Origin of the sequence: Chromobacterium alkanivorans (assembly GCF_016937655.1) — a bacterium.
Classification (GTDB): Bacteria; Pseudomonadota; Gammaproteobacteria; order Burkholderiales; family Chromobacteriaceae; genus Chromobacterium; species Chromobacterium alkanivorans.
Window position 1 is genome coordinate 270927 of the sequence record NZ_JAFHKL010000005.1, and the last position, 12780, is coordinate 283706.

At 61.8% G+C, this 12780-nt stretch carries 4 protein-coding genes; all 4 read left to right on the forward strand.

The window, feature by feature from the left end:
• The first annotated feature begins 113 nt into the window (after nucleotides 1-113).
• The gene (locus JW897_RS11260; RefSeq protein ID WP_205466131.1) at nucleotides 114-1832 is read left to right on the forward strand and encodes a ShlB/FhaC/HecB family hemolysin secretion/activation protein; all 1719 of its coding nucleotides are present in this window, start codon (nucleotides 114-116) and stop codon (nucleotides 1830-1832) included.
• Nucleotides 1833-1899: 67 nt separating this feature from the next.
• Entirely contained in the window at nucleotides 1900-11430 is a 9531-nt protein-coding gene (locus JW897_RS11265; RefSeq protein WP_205466132.1) for a hemagglutinin repeat-containing protein, read from the forward strand.
• A gap of 11 nt (nucleotides 11431-11441) precedes the next feature.
• Nucleotides 11442-11768: a hypothetical protein gene (locus tag JW897_RS11270; RefSeq protein ID WP_205466134.1), complete on the forward strand. Its 327-nt coding sequence runs from the start codon at nucleotides 11442-11444 to the stop codon at nucleotides 11766-11768.
• Nucleotides 11769-12006: 238 nt separating this feature from the next.
• On the forward strand, nucleotides 12007-12381 hold the full coding sequence (locus tag JW897_RS11275) for a hypothetical protein (protein ID WP_205466136.1): 375 nt from the start codon (nucleotides 12007-12009) through the stop codon (nucleotides 12379-12381).
• Nucleotides 12382-12780: the final 399 nt, after the last annotated feature.

Here is a 12780-nt window from a genome sequence, read left to right on the forward strand (position 1 = left end):
TTTCAAACGATTTGGTGTGAAGATTCACACCCGTGGGTTACGTAGTTATACGGATGGGGAGAGGCGGCGTTTGTCATAGAATCGCCCGTTTTCAAGAAAACTAGCATTCGTAAGTGTCGCACTTTAAATTAGAACCGGTGGCCTTCCTGTTAAAACGGCCAGCCGGGGCCATTCTCGCGTCGCTAAGCGCGTTTTGCCTGGCCGCGCCGGCCTGGTCCAAGCTGCCGGCGGAGTTGCCGTCTCCCAATCAGCAACTGATTCTGCAACAAGAGCGCGAGCGGGCCTTGCAAGAGCAGGCGCAGCCGGCGGCGCCCGACGTGCGTCTGCCGCGCCAGGCCGATGCGCAGGCGGACTATCCGGCCAGCGAAGCGCCGTGCTTCGCCATCCATGAACTGCGCTTGGCCGGGGAACTGGCCGAGCGTTTCCGCTGGGCGCTGGCCGCCGCCGACGCCCCCGGCCGTTGCCTAGGCGCGCAAGGGGTCAACCTGGCGATGAAGCGGGTGCAGAACGCCCTGATCGCACAGGGCTACGTCACCACCCGGGTGCTGGTCAAGCCGCAGGATCTGAAACCGGGCGTGCTGACCCTGACGCTGGTTCCCGGCCGCATCCACGCCATCCGCTTCGCCGATCCGTCGTCATGGCGCGCGCGCTGGTCCAACGCCTTGCCGGCACGTCCGGGCGACGTGCTCAATCTGCGCGACATCGAACAGGCGCTGGAAAACTTCAAACGGGTGCCGACGGCGGACGCCGACATCCAGATCGAGCCGGCCGGGGCCGACGGCGAAAGCGATCTGGTGATCGCCTGGAAAGAGGCCTTGCCCATCCGGCTGTCCTTGAGCCTGGACGACGGCGGCAGCGACGCCACCGGCCGTTATCAGGGCAGCGCCACGCTGTCGCTGGACAATCTACTCACCGTCAACGACCTGTTCTATTACAGCCAGGGCAAGGACCTGTTCCAGCACGACCCGTTGGGCTCGAAAAGCCGTTCGCTGCATTACTCGCTGCCCCTGGGTTACTGGCAGCTGGGCTTGAGCCTCAACGATTACCGTTACCACCAGACCATCGCCGGCGCCAACGAAAAATATCTGTACCGCGGCGACAGCGAGAACAGCCAGCTCAGTCTGTCGCGGGTGGTGTATCGCAGCCAGGCGCACAAGACCACGCTCAGCCTGCGAGCCTACCAGCGCAAATCGCGCAACTTCGTCGAAGACACGGAAATCCGCCTGCAGCACCGGCAGACCGCAGGCTGGGAACTGGGACTGAACCAGCGTTCTTATCTGGGCGACGCCACGCTGGACGCCGGTCTCAACTGGCGGCGCGGCACCGGCATGCTGGGCGCCTTGCCCGCGCCGGAAGAAGAAACCGGCAACGGAAGCTCCCGGCCCAGCATCGTGACCGCGGACCTGAGCTACAACCAGCCGCTGCAAATCGGCGCGCAAAAGCTGCGGCTCAACAGCCAATGGCGAGGCCAGTGGAGCAAGGGCGCGCTGGCGCCGCAAGACCGGTTCGCCATTGGCGGCCGTTACACCGTGCGCGGTTTCGACGGCGACCTGAGCCTGTCCAGCGAGCGCGGCTGGCTGTGGCGCAACGAGCTGTCCTGGGCGATGGGTCCCAGCGGCCAGGAACTGTATCTGGCGCTGGACCTGGGCCGCGTCAGCGGCGCCGCCAGCGCGCAGTTGATAGGCCGGCAACTGGCCGGCGGCGCGGTCGGCATGCGCGGCAGCCTGTTCAAGCGCCTGTCCTACGATATGTTCACCGGCTGGCCCATCCAGAAACCCGCCGGTTTCCAGACCGGCGCCGCGTCGGGCTTCAGTCTGAACCTGCAATTTTGATTTTTGAATTTGGGGCCGGCGGCAACGCCTCGCGTTGGCGGCCTCGCTCTTGTCGAGAGTTTTGGCCATGAACCGTCTTTGTTACCGTCTGATTTTCAACCGCGCGCGGGGCCTGATCATGGCCGTCGCCGAGATCGTCAAGCCGCTGGGCGCGGGCGGCGGCCGTTCCGCCGCGCCGGCGGCGGCAAGCCGGCGCTTGGCCGTGACCTTGCGCGGCATCGTCTGGGCAAGCTGGTGCGCGTTCGCAGGCGGCGCGTTGGCCGCTGGCATCGCGGCGGACCCGAACGCGCCGGCGGCGCAGCGTCCCGGCGTGATCGGCACCGCCAACGGCCTGCCGCAGGTGAACATCCAGGCGCCCAGCGCCGCCGGGGTGTCCCGCAATCAGTACAGCCAGTTCGACGTCGACAAAGGCGGGGCCATTCTCAACAACAGCGCCACCAGCGTGCAAACCCAGCTGGGCGGCTGGATACAGGGCAATCCCAATCTCAGTCCCGGCGCGCCGGCGCGGGTGATCCTCAACGAGGTCAACAGCGCCAACCCCAGCCAGCTGCGCGGCTTCCTGGAAGTGGCCGGCGGCCGCGCGCAGGTCATCGTGGCCAACCCTTCCGGCATTCTCTGCGACGGCTGCGGCACCATCAACGCCGGGCGCATGACCTTGACCACCGGACGCCCTGAGCTGAACCCGGACGGCAGCCTGGCCGGCTACCGGGTGGAAAGCGGCGCCATCCGCATTGAAGGCGCCGGCATGCAGGCCGGCAGCACCGAATACGCGGATCTGATGGCGCGCGCGGTGGAAGTGCAGGCCGGCATCTGGGCGCAAAATCTGCGCGTCAGCGCCGGCCGCAACCGCGTCAGCGCCGACCATCAAAACGTCCAGGCTTTGGCGGCGGCCGGCGCCGGCCGGCCCGGCTTCGCCATCGACGTGGCGCAACTGGGCGGCATGTACGCCGGCAAAATCCGCCTGTTGGCCACCGAAGTCGGCGTAGGCGTGCGCAGCAGCGGGCAGCTGAGCGGCGACGAGCAGCTGCGGCTGGACAGCGCCGGCCAGCTGACCCTGAGCGGCCGCCAGAACGGCGGCGACATCCAGTACCACGCCGCCGGCGACATCGAACACGGCGGCGCCAGCTACAGCCGCGGCAAGTTGGCCTTGGACGGCGACGCCGCCTTGCGCCAGAGCGGCACCATGGCGGCGGCCGGCGAAGTAAGGGTCAAGGCGCGCAGCATCGCCGCCAGCGGCGACTTCGCCGCCGGCAGCGACGACAAGGGGCAAGTGGGCGCGGCAGGCGCGCTGAGCCTGAAGGCCGGCGACAGCCTGCAGCTGAGCGGCCACGCGCTGGCCGGCTCCAGCCTGGAACTGGACGCGGTGACGATCAAGGCCGCCGACGCCAAACTGCGCGCCAAGGACAGCGCCACCTTGAAAGCGGCGGACGGGTTGGGGCTCAGCCGCGCCAGCTTGAACACCGGCCGGCTGATCGTCCAGGCCGGCGGGCAGATCGACAGCGACTCGGCCACGCTGCAAGCGGGCCAATGGCAGGCTAGCGCCGCCGCGCTCAACAACCTGGGCGGCGTTTGGGAACAGATAGGCCAGGGCAGCGGCGACTTCCGCATCGGCCAACTGCTGGACAACCGCGGCGGCCGCATCGAGGCCGACAGCCTGGCGCTGAGTCTTGGCCAGATGGACAACGGCGGCGGCAAACTGCTGGCCCTGGGCGGCACGGCGCAAGAATGGACCGTGCGCGGCGGCTTCAACAATCAGGGTGGCCTGACGGGGAGCAATGGGGACCTGAGTCTGAACGTCGGCAGCCTGGACAATGCCGGCGGCACGCTGAAAAGCGCCGCCGCCTTAACGCTGGAGACGGGCGGAGCGTTTGACAACCGCGGCGGCGCATTGCTGGCGGACGCCGCCTTGAAGCTGGAAGTGGCGCAACTGGGCAATGGCCAGGCCGGGCGGATAGACGGTGGCGGACCGCTGACGATCAAGGCGACGGGCAAGCTGAGCAATCAGGCCGGCTCCATCCACGGCGGCGCGGCCGTCGGCCTGCAAGCGGGCGAGATTGACAACGCCGGCGGCAAGGTGGAGAGCGAAGGCGCGTTGACGTTGCGCTCCGACGGCGCGCTGGACAACGGCGCGGGCAAGCTGTTGAGCAACCGGGATCAGGAGATCGAGACCGCGAGCCTCAACAACGACGGCGGCGAAATCAGCAGCCGACAAGCGCTGACGCTGCGAGCCGGCGCCTTGGCAAACCGGGGCGGGGGCATCGTCAGCCTGGGCGACGGCGACTTCCAACTGGCTGCGCTGGACAATAGCGGCGGCAAGCTGCAAAGCGGCGGCGCGCTGGCCGTGCGAACCCAGGGGGACATCGCCAACCGGGAAGGACACATCAGCGCCCAGCGCGCGATGCGCTTGGACGCCGGCGCGCTGAACAATCGGCAAGGCACGCTGGCGGGCGGCGAACGCATCACTGTGAACGCCGGCCAGATGGACAATCAAGGCGGCGCGGCGGCCAGCCAGCAAGGCTTGACGCTGACCCTGGGCGCGCTCAGCAACCAGGGGGGTCAGATCCAGACCTTGGGCGACTTGACGCTGGACGCCAGCGGCCTGCTGGACAATCAGGACGGCAAGCTGGTGGCTGACCAAGGCCAGCGCTTGCGCGCAGGGGAACTGGACAACCGGCGCGGCAAGATCAGCAGCGGCCAGGGCCTGAAAGTGGACAGCGGTCTGCTGAGCAACCAGCAAGGCAAGCTGCTCAGCGGCGGCGACGCAAACTACCAGTTGGCGCAGTTGCATAACGCGGAAGGCGAACTGCAGAGCGGCGGCGCGGCGCGGCTGACCGTCAGCGACGCGCTGGACAACAAGCAAGGCAAGATCGTGGCGGACCAGGGCCTTGCGCTGCAGGCCGCCGCCGTGGACAACGCCGGCGGCTTGCTCAACAGCCGAGGCGCGCTGGCGCTCAAGGCCGGCGAACTGAGCAACCGCTACGGCAGCCTGCTGAGCCTGGGAGACGTCAGCTTGGGGCTGGCCAGTTTCGACAACCAATACGGTCAGATCCAAACCACCGGCGCGCTGGAGGCGGAACTGAGCGGCCAGATCGACAACCGTCAGGGCAAGCTGATCTCCAATCGCAATCAGAAGTTGAGCGCCAGCCGGCTCCACAACGAGGGCGGCGCGGTGAACAGCGGCCAGGCGCTGAGCCTGACCGCCGGGCAACTGGGCAACCAGGGCGGCAAGATGGTGGGACAAAGCGGCCTCAGCCTGGATTTGCAGCAGGACTACGTCTTCCGCGACGGAGAGACGCTGGCCAGCCAGGGGTCTCTGAGTTTCCGCACCAGCGGCAGCCTGCGCAACGAAAGCCAGTGGGCCAGCGCCGGCAACGTCAGTCTGCAGGCGGCCAGTTTCAGCAACGCCGCTGGCGCCAAGCTGGCCGCCAGCGGCCGCCTGGACATCAACAGCGCCGGCCAGGCGGTCAACCAGGGCCGGCTGGACGCGGAACAACTGACGCTGAGCGCCGGGGGGCTGGACAATAGCGGCATGATCAGCGGCCGCGACGTCACGGTGAACGGCGGCGTCATCGACAATCACGGCGGCCAGGCGGTGCTGGCCGCCACCCGCAGCCTCAGCCTCAACGCCGGCGCCCGCCTGAGCAACCGCGACAGCGGCTACATCTACAGCGGCGGCGCCCTGAGCCTGAGCAGCGGAGATTTGATCGAAAACATCTCCACCACGATAGAGGCCGAAGGCGACGTTGCCATCAGCGCCGCCCGGTTCAACAACCAGCGCACCCACGTGGACATCAAGCGCGAGGCCGAGAGCGAAAAATACAGCTGGTACAAATACAACTACTACTTTGATGTGTTCGAGCGCGTGGGCGGCTGGGATTGGTCCGCGGTGACCAAGTCCTTGCCGGTCAACGACGCGGAAGCGGCCAAGACGCGATACGGCACCATTCTGCAAGTGAACGAAGCGAAGAAGCAGGCCTTGGTCCGCTTCCAGGGCACACAGGAACGCTGGGTCAATTACAACGCCATCAAGAAGAACGACAGCGGCGGCTACGACATGACCTTCTACCAAGGTTACAGCTGCTTCCAGGGCGCCGCCTGTCCCTATGAGCACACGGTATGGCGAGAGGTCTGGTCCGGCAGCAACGAACAATGGAACCCGGCCGTCCACCTCAACCCGCTGGAACTGGATTTTGTCGATCCCGGCAACAAGTTCAACTTGCGCAACCGTTCCGCCAGCGGCACCAAGACCCGCGACAAGCTGATCTCCGTCGGCGAAGTGGCCAGCCTGAGCGCCGGCGGCAATATGACGGTGAGCGTCAGCGGGCAATTGCTGAACGACGCCAGCCGCATCGCCGCCAACGGCGCCGTCACCATCAACGGAGCGGGCAATGGCGGAGGCGACGCGCGCGTGATCAACCGCGGCTACTCCGTCAACGAGCGCACCCAGGAAACCGGCACGGACCACTACGACCGCAATACGCGGCACTGGTATCCCACATACACCCAGGACAAAACGGTGGCGCTGCAGACCATAGACGCCACCATCGCCGGCCACCAGGGTGTCAGCGTGCGCGCGCCCAGCATAGAAAACATCACCGTCAATCCGGCCCAGGTCAGCGTGGCCGAGGCGGCCAAGGCCGCCGCGGAAGCGGAGCAGGCGCGCTGGGACAAGCAAGACGTGGCAGCGGCCGCTGCCTCCGCCGCGGCCGGCGCGAAAGCCGGTTCGCTCAAGGGCAGCGCCGCTCAGCCCGGCTTGCTGGACCGCCTGCCCAACAACCAGCTGTTCCAGCAAAACCCCAGTCCCACAGCTCAGTACCTGATCGAAACCGACAGCCGCTTCACCCAGTACAACAACTTCATCAGCAGCGACTACATGCTGAAGCAGTTGAACTATGATCCGGTGGGCGCGCACAAGCGCCTGGGCGACGGCTATTACGAGCAAAAGCTGGTGCGCGACCAGATCTTGGCGCTGACCGGCCGTCCATCGCTGCGCGGAGAGGACGCCACCGAACAATTCAAGACGCTGATGAACCAGGGCGTCAACGTGGCCAAGGACTTCCGGCTGACCACCGGCGTGGCGCTGACCCCGGCGCAGATTGCCGCTTTGCAGCAAGACATCGTCTGGATGGTCAGCGAAACCGTCAACACCGCCAACGGCCCTCAAACCGTCTTGGTGCCCACCGTCTATCTGGCGCACAACACCGTGAGCCTCACCGGCGACGGCGCGGTGATCGCCGGCAAAGACCTCAGCCTGTCCGCCGCCAGCCTGGGCAATAGCGGCAAGCTGCAGGCGGACCAAAGCCTAGTGGCCAAGGCCGACGTCATCCGCAACACCGGCGGGCTGATCCAGGCCGACACCGTCAAGCTGCTGGCGGATAGCCTGATGTTGGACACTGATCTGCAAAACGCCGGCCGCCAGGCCGCCGTCAGCGGGCGCGATATCAGCCTGAGCGGCGCGGACATCGCCTTGAAAGGCGCCAAGATCGACGCGACCGAACTGCTCAGTCTCAGCGCCAGCAACAACTTGACCTTGGGCACCGCGCGCAGCCGCAAGGAAGGCAGCGTGGACCTGATCGCCGGCAGCATGGGCAACCGCGACGCCACGCTGGGCGCCGACGTGGGCGGCAGCGGCGTCGCCACCGTCAGCGGCACATGGGAAACCGCGCAGGGCAGCAGCCTGCAATCCGGCGGCAAGCTCAATTTGAGCGCGGGCAAGGACCTGACGCTGAGCGGCTCCAGCGCCCAGGCCAAGGGGCAGCTCAATGTCAGCGCCGGCGACAAGCTTACGGTGCAGGCGGACAAAACCACCAACAACACCAAGCTCACCGCCGACAGCGCCAGCTCCCGGGTGGAAGCGCGTTATCAGGCCGATACGCTGATCGCCAGCCAGCTCAGCGGCGGAGCCGGCGTGGTCGCCGTGGCCGGCCAGGAACTGAGCGTGCAAGGTAGCCGAGTCGCCAGCGATCAGGGCCAGGTGCTGTTGTCCGGCACGCAAGTGGACATCGGCGCGACGGAACGCCATGTGGAAATCGACGATTCCGAAAACAACCACATCGGCCAGACCCGCAGCCAGCGCCAGCAGGCCATTCGCGACATGCAAGCGCAGGGCAGCCAAATCAGCGGTCAGCAGGGCGTCACCATCCAGGCGCGCAAGACGGACCTCATTGTGCAGGGCAGCGAACTGGCCAGCGACAACGGCGACCTCAAACTCAGCGCCGCGCAGGATATCCGCGTGGGCGCGGCGGAAGAAAGCCACAGCTTCCAGGAGCAAGCCGCCAGCACCCGCAAGAATCTGGCCAACAGCAAGCAAAGCCTCAGCCAGACCGATGAACGGCAAACGCTGGCGAAGGGCAGCAGCTTGTCCGGTGAAAGCATCAGCCTGCAAGCCGGACAAGACCTGACCGTGGCCGGCAGCAGCGTGGCCGCCACTCATGACGTGGACCTGAGCGCCGGCCGCGACGTCAACGTCGCCACAGCGGAAAACCGTCAATACCAGCAGCACGACGAAAGCGTCAAACGATCCGGCTTGTTGGGCAGCGGCGGCATCGGCTTCACCATCGGCAGTCAGAAACAGCGCGATCAGGTGGGCGAAACCAGCGTCAGCCAAACCAATAGCACGGTGGGCAGCGTGCTGGGCAAGGTCAATATCGACGCCGGCCGCAATGCGCTGATCAAGGGCTCCGACCTGGTTGCCGGCGGCGACATCGACGTACAAGCGCAGAACATTCGCGTGGAGGACGTAGCCAACCGCTATCAGCGCGACGAGAAGCACGAAGCCAGCAAGAGCGGCCTCACCGTGGCCTTGTCCGGCGTGGTGGGCGCCGCCGCCAACACCGCCGTGCAGCAGGCGCAGGACAGCAAAAAAGCCAGCGGCCGCCTGGCCGCGCTGCAAGGCGTTCAGGCTGGTCTGTCAGGCTACCAGGCTTATCAGGCCTACCAGCAGGAAGCGATGAAACCGGCGGCGGAACAAAGCTTTGTCGGCATCAGCTTGTCCGTGGGCAACCAGCAAAGCCAATCCCACAGCCAGCGCCAGCAGAGCCAGAGCCAGGGCAGCCAGCTCACCGCCGGCGGCAATCTCAGCCTGACCGCCACCGGCAGCGGCGCCAAAGACGCCCAGGGCCAGGCGCTGGACGGCGACATCAGCGTTACCGGCGGCCGTCTCAAGGCCGGCAAGGACCTGACGCTGGACGCCGCGCGGGATTTGCAACTGCAAGCCGGCCGCAATGAAGACTCTCAGAGCGGCGGCAACAAGAGCAGTGGTTGGAACGCCGGTTTCAGCATCGGCGTTGGCCAGGGGGCCGGCATCTCCATCTTCGCCAACGCCAACAAGGGCCGGGGCAAGGAAGAGGGCCAGGGCAGTCGCTGGAACGAAACTGTGCTCAGCGCCGGCGATACCCTGAACCTGCAAAGCCGCCGCGACGCGAGCCTGACCGGCGCCAGCGCCAGCGGCAAAACCGTGGTGGCGGACATAGGGCGGAACCTGACGTTGCAGAGTCTGCAAGATCAGGACCGCTACCACAGCGAGCAGAGCAACGCTTCTGCCGGCGCCAGCTTCACCTTCGGCAGCATGAACGGCAGCGCCTCCATCAGCATCAGCCGTCAAAAGGCCAATAGCGACTTCGTCAGCGTGCAGGAGCAAACCGGCCTCTACGCCGGCCAGGGCGGTTTCGACGTCAAGGTGGGCCGCCACACCCAGCTGGACGGCGCGGTGATCGCCAGCACCGCCAAGGCGGATAAAAACACGATGGATACCGGCACGCTGGGCTTCAGCAACCAGCACAACCAGGCGGATTTCAAGGTGGAGAGCCAAAGCTTCGGCATCAGCAGCGGCGGCAACATCACCGACACGCTAAAAGGCACGCTGATGAGCCAGGGCGCCAGCAGCGTGCTGGGTGGAGGCAACAGCAGCGGCCATGCCGAATCCACCACCTACGCCGCGGTCAGCGAAGGCGCGATCAAGGTCCGCGACCAGGACAAACAGCAACAAGATCTGAAAGAGCTGAGCCGCGACGCCGAACACGCCGCCAACGGCCTGAGCCCGATTTTCGACAAGGAGAAGGAGCTCAACCGCCTGCAGGAAGCGCAGCTGGTCGGCCAGATCGGCGCGCAAGCCACCCAGATCGTCGCCACTCAGATGATGATGGAGGAAAACGAGAAGGTTCGGCGCAATCCCGAGTACGCGAAGAGCGAAAAGTACAAGGCGCTACAGGATAAATGGGGTGCCAACAGTGACTTCCAGCGTGCTGCCCAAGCCGCCACCGCCGCGCTGCAAGGCCTGGCCGGCGGCAATGTGCAAGCCGCCATCAGCGGCGCCGCCGCGCCTTACCTGGCCGGCGTGGTCAAGAAAATGACCGACGGCAATAAGGAAGCCAATGTGATGGCGCACGCCTTGCTGGGCGCGGCGCTGGCACAGATGAAGGGAGAGAGCGCGGCAGCGGGGGCTGCGGGCGGCGCAACGGCTCCCGTCGTGGCAGAATTGTTGTTAACTCAGCTATATCCTGGGAAAAAAGTCGAGGATCTCAACGAGTCCCAGAAACAGACCATTTCCGCGCTGACGACGATGGCGGGTAGTTTGGCTGGCTCGTTGGCTGGCGGTGATAGTGCCGGTGCGCTGGCAGGGGCACAGACGGCTAAGAATGAAGTGGAGAACAATACACTAAAGCCCAAAGAAATTGATGCTTTGGGAAGAAAGCTTGCAACTCAGTGTGGAGGGAAATCAGGTGCAGCTAAGTCATTGTGTGAAAATGACTTAATTAAAACTGCGGTTCAAGAAAGTGATCGGCGAAATAACTTTAGCCCAGAGTACCAAAAGGCATTCAATACCGCATTGAATAATGCAATGTCTAGTGTATCCTCAATTTGCAAGGCAGATAGTCAGTGTGTTACTGAGGTTGCAAACAGCTTGCAGTTGGCAAGATTGACGTGTAGTACAGTTGAATGCGCCAATGACATGGCGGGAGGCGCAATACGTAACGCAGCCATGCGTTATGGTGGGGTTCTGGATGTTGTTAAACTTGCGGTTGGTGATTTTGGTTGGTTGATAGGGTTGAAGGGGCCTAAGGCAATCGCTTCCGATGGGGCAAGTTCTGGGAGCTTGGCGACAGATGTGGCCGGTAGCTTGCAAACAGAAACAAATTCAATGTCAAGGGCTGGGTCGCGTATAGTTATAGATCAGCGATATGTGTCAAACATTGGCAATGTGGCATGTGGCCCAACTTCTTGTACAATGATATTAAATGACACGGGGAAATGGGTTAATATCACGCAAATTGCAAAAGATGCTAATCTAATTCCTGGTGTAGGTACAGATGTGATTGGCTTAACTGGTGCATTGCAAAAAAATGGGTTGCCTTCAGCAAAGTGGGCAGTGGGACAGTCTGTTAATGATATTGCAGCAGGAACGTCTAGAGGTAATGCAGTAATAGCAAGGGTTTCGCTTGACTCCGGCGGTGGACATTTTGTTGTAGTGGATGGGGTGACTTCTAGGCAGGGCCAGCGAGTGGTTGCAATCAGAGATCCTGGTACGGGGACGCAATATTTCACTCCCGTTATTGATTTTGTGAAAAAATTTACAGGCCAAGTGGTTTACACACATTGATGGTTAGATGAATGGAAAATTTTATTCTGAGTAGTGGCTTTGATAAAGATGTTGAGATTAATTGCTGTTTTGCTATGGTCTCAGGGGTTGGGTACTTGGTAGAGAGTAAGGAAGACGCGTTCTCTATGAAAAATGCTATAAAAATCCAGCATCCCGATCTTGAGAAAATACTTTTCTCCTTGGTTCCTGCCCTCGGCGGGAGTGAGTTCAGCTATTTGTGTGATGCAAGCATAATTGGTACTCTGCGGAAAAGTGAGGATGTAAAATTCCAAGGAGAGATTGTTGATATTAAAAAATTTAATTTAATTGTTAGTGGTCTGCATTTTGAGATTTTTTAAATTTAACGAATTGTTGTGGGCGTAAAGGCCGTCCTGCTAGGGGTTTATATTGGGCGAAAACTAATGTAACCCTGAGCTGGATTCATGTTAGTTTGGTTGTTTTTTAATCAAGATCGCCTTTGGTGAATAAAGCTTCCGGAAGCAAAGAGTGTTACACCATTCGGAAAGTAGAACAGGTGGCGGAGCAAATAGCTTCGGATTTGCGCAGAAGTGAATTTTCTATTTGATAGGGTGATTGGTGGTAACATATTCTTTTCTTGATGAAATGAAAATTAATTTTCTAGAAATTATTAACGAAAAATCTTCTAGTGCTGTTGATGTTGATGTTGATGATTTGTCGATTGACTATAGGGTGTCACTAGAAAATTTGCTATTGAAGTATATGGCACTTTGCCAGTCTAGAGCTGCTCTGCTTTCTCGTGCAAAAAGTGTTAACGATGAATTGGCAATGCAATCGGCTTTGTTAAGGTTAAGGAGCTACGCAATGGGCTTGTCAAGTTTGTTTGATGCAATTGCTGATGATGCGGAAGCCATACTTAAAATGGGGGAGTGGCCGGAGCTGCCTGAAGGGTATGTGCTGCCAGATTGCTATGGTAATTTGGGGAATGATTAGTCACTAGGGTTGTTGTGCTCGTTTTAATGAGCTTGGACAATAGCTGCTTCGCCTGCAGCAGGGTCTTATGACGGGGGGTGTAGCTCTATCTCAAATTGAGCAGCAGAAACAAGGGTACTTGGAGCAGGCTGTGAGGTGACTGCTTGTCGTGAAAGCATGCTGATGAGAGGTGGAATGCAAGTATGCTGCAGAATGAATAGGGTTGATTGAGTGATCTCTTGGAATCTCTGAGATGAGCGATGATTTGTTAGTACAAATAGCTAGTCTGCCGGATAGAAATAATGTTGTTTTTGAAATATTTCAGAATGATAGGTAGTTGGCAGAGATTTATTGTGAGCCTGAGGGTGAGAGGGCTAGAGTTCAAATTTTCCACTAAAGGATGGGGTGATTGATTTGGAT

Excerpts from the sequence above, each read along its gene's own strand:
- JW897_RS11270 (WP_205466134.1), top strand. The coding sequence starts at position 11,442 with ATGGAAAATTTTATTCTGAGTAGTGGCTTTGATAAAGATGTTGAGATT.
- JW897_RS11265 (WP_205466132.1), top strand. The coding sequence starts at position 1,900 with ATGAACCGTCTTTGTTACCGTCTGATTTTCAACCGCGCGCGGGGCCTG.